The sequence below is a fragment of the Spirosoma validum genome (genome assembly GCF_014699035.1).
Lineage (GTDB): Bacteria > Bacteroidota > Bacteroidia > Cytophagales > Spirosomataceae > Spirosoma > Spirosoma validum.
Window position 1 is genome coordinate 380,156 of the sequence record NZ_JACXAA010000002.1, and the last position, 24,323, is coordinate 404,478.

At 49.2% G+C, this 24,323-nt stretch carries 17 protein-coding genes and 1 pseudogene; 14 read left to right on the top strand and 4 right to left on the bottom strand.

Annotated features, from left to right (window positions below):
- The first annotated feature begins 7 nt into the window (after positions 1-7).
- The 11 genes and pseudogenes from IC230_RS06425 to IC230_RS06475 all read left to right on the top strand — a co-directional run bounded on the left by IC230_RS06425 (position 8) and on the right by IC230_RS06475 (position 15,671).
- On the top strand, positions 8-730 hold the full coding sequence (locus IC230_RS06425; RefSeq protein WP_191038150.1) for a hypothetical protein: 723 nt from the start codon (positions 8-10) through the stop codon (positions 728-730).
- 170 nt (positions 731-900) lie between these two features.
- Positions 901-1,365, top strand: a complete 465-nt coding sequence (locus IC230_RS06430) for a hypothetical protein (RefSeq protein WP_191038151.1) — start codon at positions 901-903, stop codon at positions 1,363-1,365.
- A 796-nt stretch (positions 1,366-2,161) separates the two neighbouring features.
- Positions 2,162-2,629: a hypothetical protein gene (locus tag IC230_RS06435; protein WP_191038152.1), complete on the top strand. Its 468-nt coding sequence runs from the start codon at positions 2,162-2,164 to the stop codon at positions 2,627-2,629.
- A gap of 680 nt (positions 2,630-3,309) precedes the next feature.
- Positions 3,310-7,326, top strand: a complete 4,017-nt coding sequence (locus IC230_RS06440) for a hybrid sensor histidine kinase/response regulator transcription factor (RefSeq protein ID WP_191038153.1) — start codon at positions 3,310-3,312, stop codon at positions 7,324-7,326.
- A gap of 159 nt (positions 7,327-7,485) precedes the next feature.
- Positions 7,486-8,358 carry a c-type cytochrome gene (locus tag IC230_RS34605; protein ID WP_191038154.1) on the top strand — a complete coding sequence of 291 codons (873 nt, stop codon included), beginning with the start codon at positions 7,486-7,488 and terminating at the stop codon, positions 8,356-8,358.
- 160 nt (positions 8,359-8,518) lie between these two features.
- On the top strand, positions 8,519-9,652 hold the full coding sequence (locus IC230_RS06450) for a M23 family metallopeptidase (protein ID WP_191038155.1): 1,134 nt from the start codon (positions 8,519-8,521) through the stop codon (positions 9,650-9,652).
- A 548-nt stretch (positions 9,653-10,200) separates the two neighbouring features.
- Positions 10,201-11,364, top strand: coding sequence for a hypothetical protein (locus IC230_RS06455; protein WP_191038156.1), 1,164 nt, complete (start codon positions 10,201-10,203; stop codon positions 11,362-11,364).
- Between the two features lie 127 nt (positions 11,365-11,491).
- Positions 11,492-11,974: pseudogene (locus IC230_RS06460) on the top strand (carbonic anhydrase).
- Positions 11,975-12,045: 71 nt separating this feature from the next.
- Positions 12,046-13,974 (top strand): hypothetical protein, encoded by a 1,929-nt coding sequence (locus IC230_RS06465; RefSeq protein ID WP_191038157.1) that lies wholly within the window; start codon positions 12,046-12,048, stop codon positions 13,972-13,974.
- Positions 13,971-14,171: a hypothetical protein gene (locus tag IC230_RS06470; RefSeq protein ID WP_191038158.1), complete on the top strand. Its 201-nt coding sequence runs from the start codon at positions 13,971-13,973 to the stop codon at positions 14,169-14,171. The genes IC230_RS06465 and IC230_RS06470 overlap by 4 nt, the downstream gene beginning before the upstream one ends.
- Positions 14,172-14,348: 177 nt before the next feature.
- On the top strand, positions 14,349-15,671 hold the full coding sequence (locus IC230_RS06475; protein ID WP_223860382.1) for a serine hydrolase domain-containing protein: 1,323 nt from the start codon (positions 14,349-14,351) through the stop codon (positions 15,669-15,671).
- Between the two features lie 24 nt (positions 15,672-15,695).
- Here the strand turns inward: IC230_RS06475 and IC230_RS34435 are convergent, their stop codons facing one another.
- Positions 15,696-15,830 (bottom strand): hypothetical protein, encoded by a 135-nt coding sequence (locus tag IC230_RS34435; protein ID WP_262893149.1) that lies wholly within the window; start codon positions 15,828-15,830, stop codon positions 15,696-15,698.
- Positions 15,831-15,841: 11 nt separating this feature from the next.
- Between IC230_RS34435 and IC230_RS06480 the strand changes: the two genes are divergently transcribed.
- From IC230_RS06480 to IC230_RS06490, 3 genes are all read left to right on the top strand, one after another.
- Positions 15,842-16,231: a hypothetical protein gene (locus tag IC230_RS06480; RefSeq protein WP_191038160.1), complete on the top strand. Its 390-nt coding sequence runs from the start codon at positions 15,842-15,844 to the stop codon at positions 16,229-16,231.
- A gap of 238 nt (positions 16,232-16,469) precedes the next feature.
- Positions 16,470-17,711, top strand: coding sequence for a serine hydrolase domain-containing protein (locus IC230_RS06485; protein WP_191038161.1), 1,242 nt, complete (start codon positions 16,470-16,472; stop codon positions 17,709-17,711).
- Positions 17,712-17,780: 69 nt separating this feature from the next.
- A complete protein-coding gene (locus IC230_RS06490; protein WP_191038162.1) occupies positions 17,781-19,088 on the top strand; it encodes a serine hydrolase domain-containing protein in 1,308 nt (435 codons plus the stop codon).
- A 272-nt stretch (positions 19,089-19,360) separates the two neighbouring features.
- On the opposite strand, the gene IC230_RS06495 is transcribed toward IC230_RS06490, so the two are convergent.
- The 3 genes from IC230_RS06495 to IC230_RS06505 all read right to left on the bottom strand — a co-directional run bounded on the left by IC230_RS06495 (position 19,361) and on the right by IC230_RS06505 (position 24,141).
- Positions 19,361-21,004, bottom strand: coding sequence for a TldD/PmbA family protein (locus IC230_RS06495; protein WP_191038163.1), 1,644 nt, complete (start codon positions 21,002-21,004; stop codon positions 19,361-19,363).
- Between the two features lie 184 nt (positions 21,005-21,188).
- Positions 21,189-22,568 (bottom strand): TldD/PmbA family protein, encoded by a 1,380-nt coding sequence (locus tag IC230_RS06500; RefSeq protein ID WP_191038164.1) that lies wholly within the window; start codon positions 22,566-22,568, stop codon positions 21,189-21,191.
- A 271-nt stretch (positions 22,569-22,839) separates the two neighbouring features.
- Positions 22,840-24,141: an alpha/beta hydrolase family protein gene (locus IC230_RS06505; protein ID WP_191038165.1), complete on the bottom strand. Its 1,302-nt coding sequence runs from the start codon at positions 24,139-24,141 to the stop codon at positions 22,840-22,842.
- Positions 24,142-24,323 lie beyond the last annotated feature (182 nt).

Genomic DNA, 24,323 nt, shown 5'->3' on the forward strand with positions numbered 1-24,323 from the left:
TGTATATATGCCCACATTAGCGAGCAGTTCTGTAAGTCAGTTGTACACAATCCCTGCCAGCGACTGGACATTGATCAACAAGCGGGTAGGGGTTATTCTGGAAGCCCAACCGGCGCAGGCCTTTATTACCCAGTATTTGAATGCGTATCCGGCCTTGCTACGTAGTAGTCTGCTCTGGCAGCAGACTACGTTTAATAGCCTGGTCGATCTGTCGCATCAACTGGCTAATTATGCCGATAAGGCTATTGTCAACTTTTGTAGCCTGAATGAACAGGTAAAAGCAGTTAGTAAAGGTGATGGTGTCGTAACTGATGAGTTGAAGCAGCTGACCAAATCCCTGCTTCAACAGCTTGCTGCAGATACAACGCCAATGGCTAGTTCATACAAGCTCGTTTCGACGCAGGTACTCAATTTTCTTAATGATAACGTTGCTGTTGATAGTCAGATAGCAGCTCACAAGGATCAGCTGGGTAACTTATGGGCGCCTATTGGTGAGCAAATTACGTTACTGGAAAATGCGGCTGGCTTAGTCGTTGGCGAATGGCAGGCTATTACAGCCGATTTAACCAACACGCTTGCTTCGCCCATCGACGTAACAATGGCTTTTCTGGCATCACTAAATATTGAGGCCGCTCTGGTCTGCTGGCGAAGTATACAGGCCGAAGCCTCGGCTTTTCCATCTATGGTAGCCGGGCAGCAGCAATACTGGACCAATCCAACTTTTTTCTAGCCATGACAGCGATCACGAACGGTAGTTTAGGAGAGTTACTAAAAGCGTCGAATACTGGACCATTTATGCAAGCTGAAATAATATCGCTTACGGGCCGGGGCAAATTAAGAGTTACCTGTAACTGGTTGTATTCGTCGCTCAATTGTGACCCAAACGATAATTCTACTTTTTTGTGGCAGTTCAGTAAAATAGATGATCAGCATATTTCTTTATCACCCGTAGTCAGTTGTATTGGGCAACCGATTTATGCTAGTGTAAGAGATGATATTAATTATTATCTACAGGTGCAGGCACCCTATTCTGCCGATTGGATAAAGGCCGTTGGGTGCGATGAGATTTTAACCTTTACGCTTCATGATCTTTCTATTGGTCAATTCAATGGTTTCAACGGTGGGTATCTTTCGCTGAATGATAATGCTGATAATCATGGCGGACACCTAGGCTATCGGGTAAGAAGTATTGGTTCGACTTTTAACCAAAATGCCCAGTGGTTTATCGGTATAAGGTCATCTCTACAAGCTGATATACAGTTTAGTGGCTACAGTTCCAGTTTAGAAACGTTGCAACAGCAACTTTATAACTGTAAAATCGACCTGGAAAGCAGCGTTCTTTCGAAACTGGCCATGCAGATTTAATAAGGCCTGTGATCAAAAGAAGGATTGCTGTAAAAGGACGGAGCTAATTTTATAAGGGGTACTATGACCAACGGGACACTGTTAGACATAGTACCCCTTATAAAATTGGGTAAAACATGATTCTGTCTTCCACTTGATGACACTAGTTTTCTGTATCGAGCTTTACCTTGTAAGCTTCCCCCAAAAGTGATCGGTTGAAAAGTGGAGTCTTCCCCGTAACGTTTCACAAAACGGAAGAAAAATGAAAGCAAATCGATTTAGTGAGCCCCGATGCTCGTAGTTAACCTTATCAGGGTTAACCTGGAATCCATTAACCCCAGTTGCCTACTGAACAATGGCCGATCAACAGGATGAAAAAAGGCTCGTCCCTCGCCGGAGTCTAACATAGGTCACCTGGGGTTAAAACTGTTTAACCCCAATAACAATGGAACACATGCCTGTTGAAATCGACCTGTTACCAACAACACCTTATCCGTGAACTAGTGCAGCCATTCTCAACATGGGCTTGTATTAAGACTAAAACCCTAACTGAAACGGTGGAGGAAGTACGCCATCAACACCTGATTCCGGTCCTCGTCAAGGATAATGACCCCCTGATTAGTCACAGATAATTTGTCGATGCCATCCTGGATGTGATGAGTGATGGGTTTCCGGGTAAGCTTATCGCACCCCACCAAAGACCGCATTCCGGTGTAAAACGTCAGCGTAATTTTTTATTCCTGCTGGATACTTAGTTTAATCAAATTAACGGTATTTTATGCGGTACTGATTTTGCTCCTCCACCCATTTTCTCTTTATGGGCTATCGCTTTCCCGCCTTTAAATATAATCACCTTTTAAACTGGACTATATGGAAGCTAACTCGACAACTGAAGCAGAATTGCGGGTTACGAGGAGGCTACCTGAAGCGCTTCAACTCTTTACTTGCCTGGAATTTGGAAAATTCCAACCCAAACTATTACATCTTAACTACCTCACAGCGTGTTGAGGCAGGCGATCGGCTGTCGTTTGGGCTGACGGGCACACTCAGCCCAGTAGCCTCTTCGGGTGTGGTGACGGTTAGCTCTACAGTATTGCCCACAGCGGTGGTGGAAGACAGGCTGACCAACAATATTGATGCCGATAAGATCGAGTATTTTCGGCAGCAAATCCAGGTGAGGCCAGGATTCTGTTTTGTTAGTGAGTACATCTGCCGGTTGGGTTCTTTTTGGGCAGATGTACCCTCATCATTATGTCAACCGGCGAACCTTTTCCGGTCTTTTTGATACGTCGCCATGGTTGAGCAGGTGCTGTCAAGGTACGTATATCGAACTCACAACAACTGAAACTACTTTCTCTTTAGCTCTAATTAAGCCCTATTTATGAAAACCAGTGCCACATTCGCTTCCCTCCGGACCTTCGCCCTAATGCCTTTGTTTATAATCGTACCTGCCTGGAATTAAAATTTTTGACCAATGGCCACCCGTGAATCCGGTGCGTCGATAACAATCGTACCATAATGGAATTGAAATTTGTGGTTGCGCTCATAAAGGCCTGCTCTGCGTCGAATTGTAATCGTACCAGACCGGAATTGAAATCTACAAAGGGCTGGGGCTATTAGTATCAATCATTGTGCTTAAGCAAAAATAAATATTCATCGTTGTATACTTGGTCCAGGGATTAGCATGAAATTTTGGAGGATACATCATTACAGGCTAGGACTATATACGTAGTATCGTTCGTTGAAAACCACTTGTTCTCGATTTTGAAACCTATTAAACATCTTCCATAGATAGGCTGCTACTGAATGGGTAAACTCCACTCATTTTGAGGCCAAAAAGGGCGATTTTAATGTAAAAAAGTTAGTTTTGCCACAATCTTTCCTCAACCAATCAGTCAATAAATGAGCGATGCTTTCAGACTATACTTCAGTGTAAACGAAGTGATCTAAGCACCTCAATCTGGTATGAATAAGCACATACCGACGATCGTACGCGTTCTGGTCTGTTTGATAGGCCTGCTGGCCTCACCAGCATGGCTGCGGGCGCAGCCGTTTCGCTTACCTCAGCCCGAAGTCATCACCGACCGTCAGGGCTTACCCCAGGCTTTTGTCCCATCCATTCTTCAGGATAAACAGGGCTTCATCTGGGCCGCCACCCGCGATGGGCTCTGTCGCTACGACGGTTATCGATTCAAAGTCTTTCAACCCGACCCCAATGGACGCCCTTCCCTCTCGTTTGCCGGGCTGGACCAAATTGAGATGGACCGACATGGGCGTATCTGGGTTGTTTCCGAGCGCAAGGATATTGATGTGTTCGACCCACGGACCGAAACCTTTACCAATTTTTCCCGACAAGCCGATTTTCGCCAACTGGTCAAACCCGGTATGGGATTTACCTTTTTCATCGATCGAAAGGATCGACTCTGGCTAAGGAATGGTAAGGGCGTCATTTTCTGGGATATTGCCAAAAAGCAGGGACACTGGTTTCGTCATCAGCCTCAGAAAGCGACATCCCTCAGCAGCGATCTTGTGTACGACGTGTCGGAAGGAGCAGATGGAACGATCTGGCTGGCTACGGCGAACGGGCTGGATCGCTTTGAGGAAGCTACGTTTAGTTTTACACACCTGCGTCATCAGCCGGGCAATCCTCAGTCAATGCCTGAGAATGCCGTAGCCGCTGTACGTTTACGGCCAAACGGAGAACTCGTGATCTTCTCCCAGCACTACCTTACCCTGCTACAGCCCCGTACGGGCCAGATGCGTTCTTACAGGTTGCCGGTTCAGAGAACCGAACTTCTTGAGGTTCAAGCCGCCATCGACCAGCAGGGAGCAGTTTATTTTGAACAGGCCAATATTTTCTTTCGGTTTACAGACCAGCAGGGCGTCCAGGTCGTTACCCGCTGGGGACAAGGTAACGATGCGTGTCGCGCCTTGATCATCGATCGAACCAATGTGCTATGGGTCGGCACGGATGGAGCTGGTATCCGCACCTACGATCTACAGCCAAATCCCTTTCAGAAACGCCCATACCACCGTAGCTTTTATGAGGATCTGCTCACCAGCGATTCGCTGGGACTGCCCTCCATTTCCCCGGTGGCTTTAGCCAGGCTGAGTGGTTTGAGTAGTTATAATTTTCGGTATACGTTCGATAAGGAGGGTCGCTTCTGGTTTAACGTAGGCACCTCGGATCTCTACCGGCTGGATCGAAAAACGGGCCAGACTGAACATTTTCCGCTACCAGTTGTCTTTCGCGAGGAATCTGCCGTTAGTATTGCCTGTCCGATGACGACCGATTCGCAGGGCCACGTTTGGGCGATCAAAGGTTCATCTGCTTTCTGGTTTGATGAGAAAAAGAAGCAATGGACCCGGTTCCAATACCCGATTGCTGTCCAGCCTAACGATCGAATTACCGAAGTGGTGGTCGATGAGCAGGCCCTTTGGCTGGCCAGTCAGACCGATGGATTATATCAGGTTGACCGCCAGACGGGTCAAATCCGGCAGTTTGTCAACCGCCCCGGCAATGCCACCTCGTTAAGCAGCAATTCGCTGTACTGCCTGTCGGCTGATCCAGCCGACCCCAATGTGTTGTGGATGGGCACCTTTGGCAGTGGGATGTGTCGATTCGATAAACGAACGGGTCAATTTCGTCGGTTTACCCAGGCCAACGGTCTACCCAACAACGTCGTGTATTCGGTGAAACCGGACCGGAATGGGTATCTATGGATGGGTACAAACAAAGGTCTATGCCGGATGAACCGCCGGACCTTCACCACCCAGACCTTTACCCGAGACGATGGCATCATGGCCGACGAGTTTAACCGGAATCACTACGTCCAGTTTCCTGACGGTAAACTACTGATGGGTGGCCTGGAAGGATTCACGGCTTTTGATCCCCGGCGGGTCGGTCAGGACGCCTTTGAGCCAGCCGTTGAGCTGACCGAGCTACAGGTTAATAATCAGGTCATTCAGCCCGACCTGCCGGGGCCTGAAAGCGCGGACACCCCTACCTCTGCCAACCGATCATTACTGGGAACCTCCGTTCTGGGCACGTTACCCATCCAGGCCACCAGGCAGCTCACCTTAGCCTACAATCAGAATTACCTGACCGTTCAATTTGCCGCTCTGCAATTCAACCAGCCGACCAAAAATCAGTACCGGTATCGATTGGAAGACCTGGAAGAAGGGTGGAAGGGGACGACCCGACCCGAGGCCAATTATACCAACCTGCCACCGGGTCGTTACGTATTGTTGCTCAATGCCGCCAATACCGCAGGGAAATGGAGTCGGCACGTGCGCAAACTGGCTATTACGATCCAGCCCCCTTTCTGGGCCAGCTGGTGGGCCATTCTTGTCTATGTATTGATCGGTCTGGGCATTGCCTGGGGGCTACTTCAGATTTATCTGCATCGGCTTCGACTCAACCAAACCATTCGGATTCGCCAGCAGGAAGCCGATCAGCTTCGGGCCGTCGATACGATCAAAACCAATTTTTTTACCAACATCACCCACGAGTTTCGTACACCGCTGACGCTGATTCTGGCCCCTACCGAACAAATGGCGGGCGAGAATCCAAACCCTAAAAACCGTCGGCGACTGCAAACGATCGAACAGAATGCGCATCAGCTCCTGGGATTGATTAACCAGCTTTTGGATCTGTCCAAGCTGGAAGCCAGCGTCATGCCCATTCACGAGTCGAGAGGGAATCTCACCGAATTCATCCGCCACTGGCTGGACCCCTTAACCGATCAGGCAACCGCCCACGGGCTTAGTCTGACGTTTGATTCTGAGGTAACGGGCGACTACTGGTTCGATGCCGAAAAGCTGGAACGTATTGTTTATAATTTGACCGCCAACGCCCTGAAATTCACCACAGTCGGTACGGTTACGGTATCGTTGACAGAAGCGTCGGGTCGTATCCGGCTAACCGTTTCCGATACAGGTGTTGGTATTCATGCTCAGCACTTACCCCATATTTTCGACCGTTTCTATCAGGTTAGTACGACAAACGCTACGCCGGGTACGGGTATCGGTTTGGCGCTGGTGCAGGAATTGGTCCAGTTGCAGGGGGGGCAAATCTCGGTTGAGAGCCAGCTAAACCAGGGTACTACGTTCGTTGTCGAGTTACCCTACCGACCCGTTGATACGTCGGAAGCAGTTCCGGACGTAGCGGCCCCGTGGCACCGGGGCGTTAATGACGATGCCTGGACAGCTTCGGATGAATCGGATGAACCTCGGTTGCTGTTGGTGGAAGATAATGATGAACTGGCCCGGTTTATTGCTGAAAGTCTGCCCATGAACTACCGCATTCGGCGGGCCGTCAACGGACGCGATGGACTGGAACAGGCCCTGGAACACGTACCTGATCTGATCATCTCGGATGTGATGATGCCTCTGATGGACGGCTTTACGCTCTGCAATCAGTTGAAAACCGACCAGCGCACCAGTCATATCCCCGTCATCCTGCTAACGGCTAAGTCTTCGGTGGAGAATCGGCTGGCGGGCCTCTCGCTGGGGGCCGATGATTACCTAACCAAGCCCTTTCAGTTAGCCGAACTGCAACTACGGGTGCGCAATCAACTGGTTAGTAAACAGCGGCAACGGGAGTGGGTGCAGGCCAGTCTGAGCAATCCCGATCCCGCTTCGTCCCAATCGGCCTCCCAATCTAACGATCCGTTTCTGGCTCGCTTATACGCCTTGTTCGAAGCAAATCTGAGCGATTCCGGGTTTGGTCTCGAACAGATCATGCGTGAACTGGGCATGAGCCGTACCAACCTGTTCCGCAAAGTAAAAGCGCTGACGGGTCTGACGGCCCACGAACTGCTGCGCAACTACCGGCTCAAACGAGCGGCCCAACTCCTGCGGTCGGGGGTGTCAGTCAGTGAATCGTCCTACCAGGTCGGCTTCGAGAGTGCGGCCTACTTCAGTAAATGTTTTCGAGAGCTCTATCAATTGAGCCCGAGTGAATTCTCTACCCAATCCTGATTGGGCAAACTTCCAGCGCATCACGTGTCCATTGGACCAATCCTTATCGGATTTGGACCATTCCTTATCGTTCCCCAGCACGCCCGCACCCTACTTTTGACCTGCTCTTGGATCACTAAGGGTATTCACTGAATTTTCACTAATTTATCCGTCATCACCGTGCTCAATAAAATTGTCAAATGGATCGGCATTGTACTGGGTAGCCTGGTCCTGCTGCTGCTCATTTTTTATGGTATCGTCTATGCCAAAACCGAAGCCAGCATCAATAAAGTATACGACGTAAAACTCCAGAGCCTGAGCATTCCCGACGATTCAGCTTCGTACCTGGCTGGTCGACACGTTGCTGAGATTAGGGGCTGCATCGGTTGCCATGGTGCTGATCTGGCCACGGGCGAAGTATTCGCCGATGCAAATTCGCCCATTGGGTTTATTCAGGCGTCGAACATTACCAGCGGCAAGGGTGGGATTGACTATACCGACCAGGACTGGATTCGGGCGTTGCGCCATGGGCTGGGAAAAGACAATAAACCACTCTGGTTTATGCCCTCGCACGAGATCTGCGGCCTGTCGAACCAGGATATGGCCAATTTGATCAGCTACGTCAGGAAGCAGACACCCGTTGATAAAACCACTCCGCCAAAGTCGATCAAGCCACTGGGGCGGGTGCTTACGTTCATGGGGGAGTTTCCACTGCTTTCTGCCGAAAAGATTGACCACAGTGCTACGTATGCCGATGAGGTGAAACCAGCGATCGATGCCGATTACGGAAAGTACCTGGCCGTTACGTGTACGGGTTGCCACACCGACAGTTTCAAAGGAGGGCCTTCGCACGAGCCCGGTCAGCCGCCCATCCCCGACATTTCCTCGACGGGTAATCTGGGCCACTGGACGCAGGAAGGATTTGTCAAGTTGTTTCATACAGGCAAAACGCCCGAAGGACGGGTATTGAGCAAATACATGCCTGTCAAAGCGTTTACCTATTCCGATGATGAATTAAGAGCGATTTATCTGTATCTGCATGACCTGAAATGAAAACGGTTGACGTGAGTTATTCTTCTCATCACGGTATTACAGACAGAATCCTTTTACATACTCTAGCCTTGACGGGTATGCAACACGGCCAGCTTTGAGTCGAAAATAATTAGAGGCTTTCTTACAATCCATAGTGAATCCAGTTCAACCAATTGATGATATGACGTATCGAATCGCATTAGGAATCTGTCTTTTAATCACCGGATTATTCCTGGGTTGTCAGGATCACCTGATCAATCCTGACGGCACCCCCAACGTATCAGCCGCCCTCCCTTCGTTACCCGTTAAAGTTACCAATACAAGCGGAGAATGGTTGGTCTACGATTTACATTTGCACACTCCGCCGGGTAGTACGCTTCAGAAAATCGACGTACTGCAAGGCGATAAAGTACTGGTGACCTATACTGATTTTTCGGTAAAGGATGATTTTTATCTAGCCCATATCTGGCTTCCTTACCCCAAAATTGGATGGAACCCAGGTGTGCTAACGAATCGGTTTCAGTTGGCCCAATCTGGCACGGTGAGCGTCAGTACGTTCCGATTAACTATCGACCATCAATATCCAGATCAAAGACGAGTCGGGTTTCCGGTACCATCCGGCATTTGGTTTGCCGAAGATGCGCCTGCTACCAGTTCCCTCCACACAAAAGCCCTGTTCCTGCTTCCACAGCCAGTATTTGATCCCGTACAAAATGGGTATATTCTTGGCAACAATCCACAACGGTACGCTATTGATTTCGCTAAAGTCGTCGACGGCCTTCCTTACAAGAATAAGGGTGATAAAAACGAAGACTGGTATTGCTATAACCAACCCGTCATGGCGGCTGAAGGCGGTACGGTCGTATTTGCAGCAGACGGCATAGCCGATAACGTCACGCCAGGAAAAATAGATTACCCAATCGATTATACAAACCTGACGGGTAATGTGGTGTACATCGAGCACAGTGATGGTACGCTGGCTATGTATGCGCACATGATTCCTAACTCGGTGCTTGTCAAGGTGGGTCAACAAGTAACGGCCGGTCAGCAACTAGGTCGTTTAGGCAATTCAGGCAACTCCTTAGCGCCCCATCTTCATTTTCATGTGGTGGCTAATCCGGGCAGGAAAAAACTGGTCAATTACGCTGATGGTTTGTTTCTGGAAGGACTTCCGTATTCCTTTCCTGAATTTAAGAAACTGGGTACCGCCCCCGATAATTTCCTGACTCGACAGCCTGTCTCTGTGTTTATGCCCACAACACCCGAATTATTCACGAATGTGATTCCTTCAAAAAGCGATATCATCGAGTTTTAAGGAGCCATTTCTAATCAGGCTGGTGGGGCGCTCGCCGGGGGCGTAATCAACTGGTCCGTAAGCAGCGGGAGCGGGTGCAGGCCAGTCTGCGTAATCCTAATCTGGCTTCGTCCCATCCGGCTCCCGAGGCTCCGTAACTACTGTCTGAAACAAGAGGATCATCTCCTGTAGTCGGGCGTCCTGGTGAGTGAAATGGCCTATCTGATAGGCTTCGAGCGTGCGGCCTACGTTAGTACGTGTTTTCGGGAGCTCTATCAGTTGAGTCTGAGTGAATTTGCCACTCAAGCCTGATTGAGTAACCTTTTAGCTCATTGCTCTGGCGTTTTGGCATCAAGTGGACCATTTTTTATCGTTTTTGGATCATTTCTTATCGTTTCTCCCCAACGCGACAACCTACTTTTGACCCGTCATTTAGGCCGTCGCTTCGCTTCCCTACCTATCTGACAGACAGGCTTATTTTAGGCCAGTCTAGCGCATAAAGCGATCCGGCTGTCTAAGGGGTAATCACTCATTGACCACGTATCAAGACGTTTAAACTAAACTTTGCCATGCAATCACAAAACACCCTGAACAAACTAAGTCGAAGGAACTGGCTGCGTGATACCGCCATTGCGGTTACCGGTGTTGCTTTGTCACCCTCTTTGCTGACCAGTTGTGCCGATCATGTGATCCCGGAGCCGGGTGGTGGCCTGGGGGGGACACCCATAACAGAAGGTGAGCTAAGAAGTGCATCACAGAACTTAAAAAATATGGCAGCCTGGTGGCAAGAATTATACCTTACCACGGGTAATTATGAAAAAAATATTCACACATTATTTAAATCAGGCCAAAAGCCATCGAGCTGGAAAGATTTTCTTATAAACTCCTTCATTACTGTAGCGCTCGGCGTCTTCGACGTAGCAGGATTAGAAATCCCTTTTCTCGGGCCGGCATTTGCCATTACCGTTAATTTTATTAATAAATGGGCATCCGGGTATGATAGGCCTGCAAGTTTTGATACTACATTCGGAGATTTTGAGAATAAACATGAAATAATATATATAGCCGTTAGGGACAAGCTACTCCTACTGGCAGATGAAAAAGACAATTACAAGAGCTTGCGGGATGCGTGGCAGCAAGAGATTGAATTTAATAACAAAAAATACACCCTTAAAGAGTTGGCGGACATACATTTCCCAACTGTTTCTAACGGTGGTGATTACGTAAAACTACAGACGGCTGCATACGAGAAATTTAGAAAAGACCTTTGGAATATGATGATCATAAAAACTGGTCAGTTAAACTATACTATTCGGCATGAGGACACCTATTATAATGATAGTTACCACCCTACCCACTACGCAGAAAGAATTTACCAAGAGCATAAAGCCTACTATGTGAGGGGCTATTATTCCCCCGCCGGGCTTAATGGTGGTTTTTATTATCGTTACTGGTATTTCACATTCGATGGTTACGAATTATCGGATGAGGCTGCCTATATATTATTTAAGGATGGCAGGCCGGAGCAAACTTTAAACGATGAGGGGTTATTTACCCGCGATTATGTATTTAAACAATTTAACAAGGAAAAGCCTGACTTTTTTGGCTATCATGACATAAGAAAAGATTATGAAAAAGGTCCTGGTCCCGGTGATGCCTATTATTTTGATATCAATGGAGATAACTGGGATTTCACCGGAGGAGCTTTCCCCGACTTAGTTAAACTCAAATAAACTACGCGACGCTAAGCCCACTTGTGGAAGTGTAGAATGAGTGGGCTTAACGTTATTTCTCACTCCGTTAACAGGATATGTTTTACCTGGTTTGCTGAGCTTATTCAGGAAATCGTTCCAGTATAGTATGGTACGCTATGCCTCGGCGGGCCAGTTCCCCATAGCCGTCATTCTTTCCTGTCTAGACAGTGGTGTGCCGGTCGAAGATGTGTTTGATAAAGGCATCGGCGATCTCTTCGTGGGGCGGGTGGCGGGCAATGTCGTCAACACCGATGTAGGGGGCAGTATGGAGTTGGCTGCAAGGTATCGGAGGCTAAACTGATTTTGGGGTTAGGCCATCAAGGCCGCCATTGATGAGGTGCACTTGGGGAATATAACCGCTATGCTAGCTAACAGTAGGTCCGTTATGGTTCGATCCAGGGACTTTACCGGTGACAAGACGGCCAGAAATGCTGCCTATGTGGAGGTAGTTATCAAGAACAATGTTCTCAACATAATCGAGACGATTAAAGCTAGAAGTCCCATCCTGAACCAGATGAGTGAGCAGGGAAAAATAAAAATAGTGGGCGCCTATTACGATCTTCACACCGAAGCGGTAACTTTTCTATAAAGGACGTGCTTAGCCAATGCTCTACCCATTGCCGTCGTTCGGTCATAGTTTTTTCTCAAATCCTCTCTTTTATGCAACCTTCTTTAATGGGGCTTCCACCGATCAACAAGCTTCGACCCGTTGCTAGTCGGCTGACTAGCTACGTATGTCTGAGTCTTTTTCTGCTGGGTCTGTTAACAAACAGGACATGGGCACAAACCAATGGGCCAACCTGTGGGAGCTACGCAAACCGTGGTACGGCCAATGGTTTAGGCACTGATTTGATTACTGGCATATATGCGCAGGGTAGCACCGTCTATGCCGCTACGGGTGGGGGACTGGGCATCTCCACGGATAGGGGCCAAAGCTTTGCCAGCAAAACCACCATTGATGGCTTAGGTAGTAATGTGGTCACAGGGGTATATGCTCTGGGTAGCACCGTTTATGCCGCTACAGATGGAGGGCTGAGTATCTCCACGAATGGGGGCCAAAGCTTTGCCAACAAAACCACGATTGATGGCTTAGGCAGTAATTCGGTCTATGGCGTATATGCGCAAGGCAGCACTGTCTATGTTGCTACGGCTGGGGGACTGAGCATCTCTACCGATGGGACCCAAAGCTTCGACAATAAAACCGCCACCGATGGCTTAGGTGATGATGTGGTCTATAGCGTGTATGCGCAGGGTAGCACTGTCTATGTTGCTACAGATGATGGATTAAGCATCTCCACGGATGGAGCTCAAAGCTTCACCATTATTAAAACCACCACCGATGGCTTAGGCGATAATGTGGTCAATGGCGTGTATGCGCAGGGTAGTACGGTCTATGCCGCTACGAAAAAAGGGTTAAGCATCTCCACGGATGGGGGCCAAAGCTTTGCTAATAAAACCACCATTGATGGCTTAAGCAATAATTTCGTCACGGGTGTATATGCTTTGGGTAGCACCGTTTATGCCACTACAGCTGGAGGACTGAGCATCTCCACGAATGGAGGCCAACACTTCACGACCTATACGACGGCTAATGGCTTAGGCAGTAATTCGGTCAATGGTGTATATGCTCTGGGTAGCACCGTCTATGTCGCTACGACTGGAGGGGTGTCCTTGTGTTCGTCTCCACCAACGCTTATCAACCTGAGTGCTTCTCCTAACCCCGTTTGCGCGGGCCTTCCCCTGAGCTTCTCGGCGGGGGTCGGTAGCACGCCGGGATCGTATAGTTATGTGCTTACCAATGGCAGCACCTCCCTTAATGGTTCGACCAGCAGTCCCACATTCAGCCAGAGCCTAACGGCCAGCGGTTCGGGCCTCCAGACCTTCACGCTCACCGTCAGTACGAGTGAGGGCTCGGCCATAGCAACTGTGGACGTAACGGTCAACGTTTCACCAGTCGCCAGCCTGACGGCCAGTGGCCCACTCGCAACGCCCAATGCCAGTGTTACGTTAACGGCTTCACCGGGAGCGACTTCCTACACCTTCAGTACCGGTGCTACGCAGGTCAATAGCAGCAATACGGCTATCGTCACGACGCCTGGCTTATACTCAGTCACTCTAACGGGGAGCAATGGCTGCTCAGCAACGGCGATAACGACGGTCATCGCTGTTGCTGATCTGACGCCGATTCTGTACGCCCGGCCCTCGACCGTGTATGCCAATACTCCACTGACGGTGGTGGTGGATGTGGTGGAGATCGATTCGGTTGCCACCAGTGGGCTCATCACCGTCAAAGTCACCAAAGATGCCAAAGCCCCCCTGAGCTTCGATGGCAGCCTGACCACGTTAGGAGGACGTAGCATTCAGAATACGAGCTGGAACTTTACCAGTGAGGACGGTTACTACGTGCTGACCAGCAGTCAGCCCCTTGGCGGGGGGGCTGTCCGAAGCTTTGGGTTGAGCGGATTGCTCAGTCCGGGGGCCACCAGTGGGGTACTGACGGTGAGTGCTACGGTGGTGGGGGGAAGTGGTGGAGAGGTGCGGATTACCAACAATGTAGACGCCGATAAGGTCGACTATTTTCAGCAATGAAGCTCACTATCACTCGTAGAAAGAGTGGTATTGACTACACCGATCAGGACTGGATTCGGGCGTTGTGCCACGGGCTGGGAGAAGACAACAACCAATCTAGTTCCTGCCTTCGCACGGGCCCGGTCAGCCGCCCAGCCCCGACACTTCATCGACGGCTAACCCGGGCCATTGGACATAAGCCATCACAACCTACGTAGGTAACAAATAGCTTGAGTAATATGCCCGATGTCCCAAGAGTTTGCCAGTCAGAATTGACTGGTATGGGCCTTGTTTATCTGTTTTGGCATTAAATGGACCATTCGTTATGGTATTTGGACCATTTGTTATCGTCTTGAGGTATGGCTGCCGTCTACTTTTGGGTAGAAATTAACGAGATGACTAACTTTCCTTTACTACCAGATATGTTCAATAACTCATGTCCCTCGAAAGTTGCGATACGCCTGGGTATGGTTGCACTGAGTTCTGTATTTTTTACCGCCTGTTCATCCCTGCTCAATGATCATCCCCTGACGGGGCCTCAACCCAGTAGCCAGAGCCGGGTGCAAAAAGCGGTCAACAACGTTCGCACCGCCCTGGAAAAGGAACTGGGCAATTCGGTCCCTTCGCTGAATCTGTATATTGAGACACCGACCGAAAAAATCTTTGCCTCCTCGGTACCAGCAGGCGCTACGCCCTACACCGAAAATACCAACTTTCGCTTTGCCAGTAATACCAAGACCTTTACATCTACGGCTATTCTGAAAATGCATCAGGACGGCTATCTGAACATACACGCGAAAATCAGCGACAACATTCCGGGGAGCAACATCCCCTACGTGCCTAATACGACTGAGTGGGATTTTCCCTTTAAAAATGAGATTACCATTGAGCAACTGCTGCAACATTCGGCTGGCGTTTATGATGTTGATAATGGGATTGTTCCTGGAACCGGTGGACTGTCCTATACTGCCTATACGCAGGGCGTTGACTCCACCCATCAGTTTACGGCCGACGAACTGGTTAAGCCACTAGTTTGGTACAAGCTATATTCTTTTCCTCCGGGTACCGGTTTTAAGTATAGCAATACGGGTTATACAATACTGGGCTATATTATTGCTCGCATCTATTCGACGAAATTTTTAACGCCCAAAACTTACGAGGATTACCTGAGAGATCACATCGTTGGGGGAATTGCGCCTGTTCAGTTGGCTATTCATTTCCCCGTCAGAGCTGATGATACGAAGATGCCGGACCCCTATGTGATGGGCATTGAACGGAATCTCGGAAAGGTGCCAAAAATCTACAAAGACTACAACATGAGTGCACAGGTAGCGGAGGGCAATGGCTACAGCTCTCCAGCCTCACTCAATACGTTCGTGCGGACGCTGATGAAAGGCCAGAACGTATTGACATCGTTCACCGTAGATTCTCTCATGCAAGCCGATATTAAAATAGATACAAGTAACAGGAACCACTATGCCCTTGGATGCTTCTTCACGCCGAATATGGGCTTTGGACATAATGGAGAGCGCTGTGGGACACTGTCACTTATGGCTTATGATCCCGTTACTGACGTGTCGGTCGTGGCGTTTATAAATCTGGTTGATAAAAGCGATGGTAAAGAAGGCCAGAATAGCACGTTTGCTAAGTGTTTCACCGCTATATACAATGCGGCTTGGGATGGTAGGGCGGCCTTAGGATATCCAGGCAGGCCCTAACGATCAGTTACCATAAAACGCACGTCAATCCTTTGCCTGATAACCCTGTTTATTCTGGGTAGCGTAACGCTTCAGTCCTGTTTTACCGTAGTTGATCATGCACCACCGACGGATGTCCATGCCCAACTCCAGCAACTCACCGACAGCCTCTATCAGCACGTCAATCAGAAATGGAGCATCGAGAAGAACACAGGCGTATCTTCCTGCAAGTCAATACGCCGGCTGATATTACCAAATGGATCGAATTATTGCTGACGGGCAAAGCTGGAATTTCGCCCGAAAACGTAGCCTTAATGAAAGAAATGGAAGTAGCTGACACCGAGCGTGGCGTATATGGATTGGGGCTTTCGGTGGACGAATTGGGATATGGTCACAACGGCGCTCATCTGAGTTATATGTCTATCCTGCGCTACAACCCGGCGACGAAAACGACGGTTTTGATTGTGGCTAGTTTCTTCAAAATTGGCGTCAGTCCGGATGAAACCAAAGCTGATTTGTCGTATCTGAGTTCTTCATTACAGAAAACGGCCGTAAGAGCGGTCCAACTTGCGAAGCGTTAATTACCGCGGCCCAGAGACTATAAAAGCCCAACTGAGTAGGCCGGTGGAACCAATTGGACCAATTCTTATCGGATTTGGATCATTTCTTATCGTTTTGCGGAATGGCTACCGCCTACTTTTGGGTCGAGATCAGTGAGGTGATTTCGATCCGCAAGCGGGTAGACGTAAGACTTTGTTAACGGCTTCCTGAAACGCAACCAAAAATGATTTTTCGACTTTTCTCTTAACTCATAGTACCATGAATATCAAGTCAATGTTTACCCTGGTTACCGTTCTTGTCCTGGGTAGCACAATACTAAATTCCTGTCTCAAAATCGATCACGTATCCCCTACGGATACCCGTGCTCAGCTCCAGTACCTGACTGATAGTCTTTATCAGCGCTTTAACGGAAAATGGGGCATCGGGAAAAATGAAGGAGGGCTTTTTCTGCAAGTCAATACGCCTGCCGGATCGAATCTGGTGTCGAGCAACATCGAGCCCGGTGTTCAGGGAAATACATATTTCCGGATCGCCAGTATAACTAAAACCTTTACGGCAGCGGCCATCATACTGCTTCAGCAGGAAGGTAAACTGAACATTAACGACTTTATTCCGGCTTATCTGCCTAATACACCTGCCTACGATATCCCTTACAAGGGTCAGATTACTATTAAACAACTCCTCCAGCACCGGGCGGGTGTGTTTGATATAACTAATCAGGACATACCTAAAACCGTTAATCAGCCCTACGCAGGCAAACGCTACGGCGAATATGTTCGGAAAGAGCTTAAACAGGACACGCACACCTTCACGTTTGACGAACAGGTCGGTGTTGTGGCTCAGAACAAGCTGTCCAACTTCGCTCCGGGCACTACATTCCAGTATTCAAATACGGGATACAATCTGCTGGGCAAAATTATTGAGAAAATTTCGAGCATGTCGTATAGCGATTTTATCCGGACCCGGTTTCTAGAGCCGTTGAAGCTGACTAATACATACAGTGTCTGGCAGGGGACCGACCAGCGAATGAAAGACCCATTTGTTCAATCCTATCTTTACTTACCCGGCGAGCCTGTAGAGAATACTCCCGAAGACAACATGTCGTTGTACGTAACGGAGGGCAATCTGGTGTCAACGCCTGCCGACATCACCCGGTGGATGGAATTGTTAATGACAGGCCAGGCGGGACTGACATCCCAAAGCGTAGCCATGATGCAGGAGATGCTACCCGCTGACGTATCCCACGGTGTTTATGGATTAGGACTTACGTTCAACGAAGGATTAGGCTATGGTCACGACGGTGCCCATTTAAGTTTTGTCTCTACACTGCGGTACAACCCGGCTACGAAGACAACTGTGCTTCTAGTCGCCAACTTTATTAAGATCAGCGGTATACCAGAAATCCCCGGTGATATAACTAGCCGGGATGCTGGTTTTCTGGAGCTGGCTTTGGGTGTGCGGAATACGGCCTTACGCGCGGCTCAGATCGCGAATAAGTAAGCATCGGTTTAACTGATTTCTATGACCAGCTCTTATTAACCACTTGTTAAAAATCTCGAATCAAGTAAGATGAACTCTTTCTTTTTTACCCATTACCGCAAGCGGTCTGCTTTCTCGCTGACAACTATTCACACCATTTTTATCAGATGTTTTCTGGTTGGCGGAATGACCAGCTTGCTGTTCGGCTGTAACGTCATTAACCTGGACGATCACCCTGTTCCGGCGACGCAGCGGGTCCAGGAAGCCGTCAATAAAGTGCGGGCCGATCTGGAAAAAGATCTTCAGAAGGAGGTCCCTTCCCTCAATGTACTGATTCAGACGCCTACCCAAACCTACTTCGCATCTTCGGTTGCTGCGGGGCGTCAACCTGTCACTCCCAACACCGTTTATCGATTCGCCAGTGTAACCAAAAACTTTACTGGCGCGGCTATTATGAAGATGTATCAGGACGGCTGGCTCGACTACAAAGCTCACGTCAACGATCTGATCCCGAATACCAATCTGCCCTACGTACCGAATACCCCGGACTGGAACTTTCCCTACAAAAGTCAAATCACCATCGAGCAACTGCTCAATCACAGTGCAGGCGTGTTCGATGTGGATAATGACCCGGTGCCGGGCTATAACGGGGAGAGTTTCGTCAATTACGTTCTATCCCGGGATTCGACCCATCAGTTCACGGCTGAGGAAATGATCAAACAACTGATCGATCACGATCTTAAATACTTCACACCCGGTAACGGTCAACACTATAGCAACACGGGCTATGTCATCCTGAGTCGGATCATCGAACGGGTCTACTCGGCCAGGAGCGGTAGCGCGAAGACGTATGCCGATTACCTCTACGACCACATCACCGGACCGGCCAGCCGGGTGCCCGTACCGGTCTCGTTTCCTTACCGGGCTAACGACGTTCAGCTACCCCAACCCAGCGTAGCCAGCCTGCTCTGGCGGCCATCGGGCAAGCTGGAAAGCTTCGGTCGGGTCAATATGAGTGGTCACGTCGGGGAGGGCAATGGCTACAGCACCATGGCGGCTCTGAACACCTACGTGCGTTCGCTGATGCGGGGTGAGAACGTATTGAATACCCATACGGTCGAGCTGATGCAAACCGAGGGTTCAACCGCCAAGCCCACGTATGCGCTGGGTACCTCCCTATTCGCCAATTTAGGTTACGGCCACAACGGGGCCATTGCGGGCTATCTGACGCTCGTAGTTTACGACCCAACTATAGAAGTGTCACTGGTGGCGATGCTGCCGTTCTGGGATCTGACCCAGGGACCGAATGGCGACATATCGTTTGGGAAATGCTTCAATGCCATGTATGATGCATCCTATGCAGCCCGGTCGGCCTTAGGCTATCCGGGTAAACCCTGATCTGGACTTAGATAGACGTATTACCACTTGTACCTCACCAAATGGACAAAAGGGACTGATGCGCAATCAGTGCTATGGATGAAATAAAATTAACAAGAGTTAGATACTCCCATGATGCAGGATCATTGAAAGCGAATGATCTTGACGATAAAGAAAAGTAGATCTAAGCTACCCGATCGAAGGTACTTTCGACATTCAGTCATTAGTCACAAACATTTAACCCCAGTTAACCATGAAGTTGACTGGGGTTAAATGTTTGAACTCGCTTCGTGCTACACTTTTCGGGCCGTATTAATCACATTAACGCCGTTGAAGCGAGCCGTGGCACTCCCATGCGAAACACAGCTTAACTGGGGCGGCTGCCCTTTTCCATCGAAAAACGACCCTTCGACCCGATAATCGCGCTGGTCACTAACCTTTACACACGAATTCCAGAACTCCTGCGTGTTCGATTGGTAGGCGACATCTTTTAGCATGCCCGCAATCTCACCGTTTTTGATCTCATAGAATAACTGACCGCCAAACTGGAAATTATACCGCTGTTGGTCAATCGAATACGAGCCATATCCAATTATATAAATACCTTTTTTTACATCTTTGATCAACTCATCCACCGACAGGGGTTGGGTTCCTGGCGCTAGTGATACGTTGGCCATACGCTGAAATTGAACGGCATTCCAACTGTCGGCGTAGCAACATCCATGCGATTCGGTTTCGCCCAGCATATGAACCTGGTCCCGAATGGCCTGATAATTGACCAGGATGCCGTCCTTGATGAGATCCCATTTTTTGGTTTTCACCCCCTCGTCATCCCAGCCAACAGCACCCATTGAACCGGGCTGAATTTTATCGGCAAAAATATTGACCTGCTGACTACCGTACTTGAAGGTCTTGGATTTCCATTTGTCCATTGTGGCAAAAGACGTACCGGCCAGGTTAGCTTCGTAGCCCAACACGCGATCCAGTTCCGTAGCATGCCCCACGGATTCGTGAATTGTCAGGCGGAGGTGAGAAGGGTCCAGAACCAGATCGTACTTCCCGGCTTCGACCGACTTCGCCTTGACTTTTTCCTTAACTTGTCTGGCTGCTAACGTAGCATCATCCAGCATGTCGTAATACGTATTAAACAACGTAGTCGGGCGGCCAGTAATACGATCACTGGGAGCGGTTTGCAGGTATTCATACCCCATTGCCTTCGCCGTACCCAATGAATTACGGGTCTGGAATTGACCCGTGGTCCGATCAATTCCCGTTACGGTAAACGTAGGCCAGATCCGATGAATATCCTGATCAATATACGAGCCATCGGTCGAAGCAAAGTACTTTTGCTCATTGACCATGAACAGCACTGAGTTGACAAAGTTGGCGCCGTTGGTCATAGCGGCACCGTTAACCGACAGCAAAAGATCGACTTTTTCCTTGATGGGAATCTCAAACAGGTTTTTTGTAAAAGGCGTCTGGTAATGGACTTCGCCGAACCCTTTCTGCGGAGCCAGTTGTACCGGCTCGTCCAGCAAGGCTATGTTTGCCTTGGCTACTGCCACCGCCATTTCGGCCGTTTCAGCAACCTGTGCTTCTGTATGGGCATCACCTAGCGAGGCAAATCCCCAGCACCCGTTTACGAGTACCCGAACCCCTACGCCAAACGACTCCAGATTAACAATACTCTGCACCTTATCCTCACGCGTTGTCACAAACTGGTTGAGGTACCGGCCAATACGAACATCGGCATACGTAGCGCCTTTTGCTTTAGCGGCATTCAGACCGGCATCGGCCAGGCGTTTTTTGATGGTCAGATCAAGGCCAGGGTCCAGAAGTGCTTCAGTATCAATGACTCTTCCGCCAGCAGCCATACCCGGCAACAGCCACGCACTAGCTCCTACGCTGGTTAGTTGAATAAAATCTCGACGATTCAAGTTGAATTCAGGTTATCGCAATAGAACTGCATCGGCAGATTTTTATGATCAGTACGATAGGATTATGATTTTAAACCAGCCTGCACTACCGGCTGGAAAAATCACACGTAATCGTAACCATCCTAAAAATCAGAATTCTGTTGCTAGTGGTGAACGTATTGAAAAATCAGTCTAAATCGCACGTTCAGACGGCGTCAGATAAGCTACTAAAAGTAAAATCACGAATTTTCATCGGTGGAATCAAGCTACCGTTTGTCCGAACAGGTTTACCCATCGCTTCGATGTTGTTGAGCATAACAATGGGGCTTTCGTTAAAACGGAAGTTTTTGACGGGAAACTTGATACGACCGTTTTCGATATAAAATGTACCATCCCGCGTCAGGCCGGTATACAGCAGGGTTTGCCGGTCAACATCCCGAATGTACCAGAACCGCGTAACCAGGATACCATTTCGGGTGCTCTTGATAAGATCGGCCAGTGATTCATTACCACCATCGATAATAATTCCGTCAGGAGCCGGAATGGCTTTAACCCCTTTTTTTTTAGCCCAAAAGCGCGAATAAAACATGTTTTTAATCACGCCTTTTTCAATCCACATTACTTTCTCCTGTGGTCGCCCGTCGGTGCTGCTGCCACCTCCACCACCACCTCCCAGCAGATCGCCATAACCAGGGCGACTACCTCCAGAAACAAACGGCGCTCCTGGAATCTCGGCATTCATAGGATCGGAGTAAATGGTGATACGTTCGTCGAATAATTTTTCGCCCAGCCGGGTTCCTCCTCCTTTTTTACCCAAGAAACTACGCCCTTCCTCGGCACTGCGCGCATCCATGTTCGACATCATGTTACGAATCAGTTCCTGACCGGCCGTTGGTTCCAGAATAACGGTGTATTTACCCGGCTCCAGTGCCTGCGCCTTAGACGAGGCTAAGGCTTTTTGAACGGCCACCTGCGTAAGCGGACCACTGTTAAGTTTGGAAACATCATTGTAATCCCGCACGACATAACCCGAACCGGTACCGTCTGGCGTTCTGACGGTTACCGAGAAATCAATGGATGTCGATTTAGTATACCCGAAAAGTCCTTTGCTATTGCCTATCGCCGTAAAGCCGGTTGAGTTTTCCAGGAATCCCGCGGAATTAACGGAATTCTTTTTGCAAATGTCAATACTGTCCAGAGCCAGTTTGGCCCGATAAGCAGGATCAATGGCGGCTGTAGCTTCGTTATAGGTATGGGTTTCCAAATAATTCTGAGGACCTAACCCAGGCACGTACTCTGGATTTTCAGGCGCTAAGCGGGCTACCTCTTCGGCTCGTCGAACCGTTTTTTCCAGGGATTGATCATCGAATACATTAACGGTGGTGGTACCCGAGCGTTTTCCAAACACCGACGTAACAGCCATTGACAAATTAGCGGACTGGCCACTGGTACTCACCGCATTTCGGGCGTACCGAATGTTACCGCCCTTGTCGCCACTCAGACTGACACTTAGTTCATCCGCCTTTGAAAAAGACAACACCCTGTCAATTAGTTTCTTCGCTTCGTCTTTGGACAGAATAGCCATTGATCCAGTAGTTTGAAAAGAGGTGAGTAAATAGGGTAGGGGCAGCAAGACTACCCTTTATCGTTACATGACCATCGCGCCAATCATGTATGTAAGTCTGTAAAATTAACGGGAAGGCTGAGATTAGCAAGTTGAAAAACACCAGTTTAGTGGACGAATTTCCTGAAGAAAGAAAGCTATCCAGTAAATCGAATCTGTTTGTAACCAATTGGCAACAATAAAACGAGCTAAAAAAGTTAGCTTTTAACTACGGAAGTTTGCGAGCTGACTTTTATGGTTTCGCATGACGCATTTCCAACCCAACTGACATTCGGGCTTTGAAGCCAGTCCACGGTCCGGTAGCGTCGGTCTCTGGTAGCGTTAAATACTTTGCATAATCGATTTTCTTGAGGTAAATCCCTAAAAAAGCCGTGACAAAGTGCTGGTTGATGTTATTGATCCGGTGCTCGTTCCAGGCTGGCTCGGCATAGTGCATGTATTCGTCCGCTGACACCCCGGGTAGGAGCGACGCCATCGGGGGCGGATTGGGAGCCACATTATGCCGGGCATTGACGTAAGTTAGCAAATACCGATCCGCATTGACAACTCCGTCATAAATGGCTTTTATGCCTTTTTCATACCCTGACACATCATCCTGACTACCCGCCACGAATAAGGTTGGTAGGGTCAATCCAGCAAGGCCAGTGGCGTCCCAAACGCTACGTTCCATACCCCAGGGCGCAAAGGCAACAACGGCTTTTATTCGGGAGTCCAGGGACGTTTTAAAGGATGGCGAGCCCATCGAGCGAACGTCAAGGGCAGTACTGCCTCCGATCATTTGGCCAAACAGTTTCGTTGCCTGGGGGCTATAACCCGCTCCGGCAGCGTTGAGTGCGCCGTAGCCCCCCATCGAATAGCCGATCAGGGCCGTATTATTCGCATCTACCAACCCACTCAGGAAGCTCTGGCTGGTTTTAGCGCCCAGCCGGGCTATTTCATTTAGCACATACAGATCATCCAGGGAACGGTTCAGTAATGTACTGGGAAATCCTGCCAGATCGCTGTAAGTCGATTCTGTATGGTCGATCGCTACGACGACGTAGCCTTTCGAAGCCAGATTCTCAGTCAGGTAAGTTAACAACAAGCGTGACCCTGGGTAACCGTGAGAAACGATAACCAGTGGATACGCCCCTGCACTGAGGTCAGGTTCGGCATCCCGGGCAGCCCGCCCCGAGAAAGTAAACGGAATAAGAGGTCGTTTAGGGTCATTGGATCGACCAAGCACGGATTTGTAAGTTACCAGCGTCGGTTTATTGGCAGGAATGCGCGCCGGATACCAGATCTCAAGGGTCAATGGACGATCATAAAGCGGGTGTTTCCCGTCTTTCGTGTGAAGAACATCTACCTGCGCCTGGTGAGTTAAGGTTATTGTTCGTACCCCCACACCCTGGCTTCCCCGAGCTGCCAGTTCGGGCGCATTAGGGAGCAGATCGCCAATGACAAAGCTATCGCCAGGTGGTTGGGCCATAAGCTGTCTTGTCGTTCCCAGGGTAAAAAGCAGGAAGAATACGTAGTAAAGTGGAAAGGTTTTCATAAATCTTAAGGAAATAGGACCGTTGAGCGCCAACGTAGCGGGTAGATGCTCTGATAGTGCGCCGATTGATTGCTGGTGATCAAGTTACCCGCAAAATGGGATAGTTTGCGCATGAAGCAGCGATATGTCGTATAAAATAAACGGGGAGACTTGTCAGAACAAGGCACTACGCATACCGGGCC

Bases quoted from the DNA above. Each gene is read 5' to 3' on its own strand.
- IC230_RS06465 (WP_191038157.1), top strand. From the start codon at position 12,046: ATGCAACCTTCTTTAATGGGGCTTCCACCGATCAACAAGCTTCGACCC.
- IC230_RS06485 (WP_191038161.1), top strand. From the start codon at position 16,470: ATGAATATCAAGTCAATGTTTACCCTGGTTACCGTTCTTGTCCTGGGT.
- IC230_RS06505 (WP_191038165.1), bottom strand. From the start codon at position 24,141: ATGAAAACCTTTCCACTTTACTACGTATTCTTCCTGCTTTTTACCCTG.
- IC230_RS06500 (WP_191038164.1), bottom strand. From the start codon at position 22,568: ATGGCTATTCTGTCCAAAGACGAAGCGAAGAAACTAATTGACAGGGTG.
- IC230_RS06490 (WP_191038162.1), top strand. From the start codon at position 17,781: ATGAACTCTTTCTTTTTTACCCATTACCGCAAGCGGTCTGCTTTCTCG.
- IC230_RS06450 (WP_191038155.1), top strand. From the start codon at position 8,519: ATGACGTATCGAATCGCATTAGGAATCTGTCTTTTAATCACCGGATTA.
- IC230_RS06470 (WP_191038158.1), top strand. From the start codon at position 13,971: ATGAAGCTCACTATCACTCGTAGAAAGAGTGGTATTGACTACACCGAT.
- IC230_RS06425 (WP_191038150.1), top strand. From the start codon at position 8: ATGCCCACATTAGCGAGCAGTTCTGTAAGTCAGTTGTACACAATCCCT.
- IC230_RS06455 (WP_191038156.1), top strand. From the start codon at position 10,201: ATGCAATCACAAAACACCCTGAACAAACTAAGTCGAAGGAACTGGCTG.
- IC230_RS06440 (WP_191038153.1), top strand. From the start codon at position 3,310: ATGAATAAGCACATACCGACGATCGTACGCGTTCTGGTCTGTTTGATA.
- IC230_RS06480 (WP_191038160.1), top strand. From the start codon at position 15,842: ATGGAGCATCGAGAAGAACACAGGCGTATCTTCCTGCAAGTCAATACG.
- IC230_RS06435 (WP_191038152.1), top strand. From the start codon at position 2,162: ATGGGCTATCGCTTTCCCGCCTTTAAATATAATCACCTTTTAAACTGG.
- IC230_RS06475 (WP_223860382.1), top strand. From the start codon at position 14,349: ATGACTAACTTTCCTTTACTACCAGATATGTTCAATAACTCATGTCCC.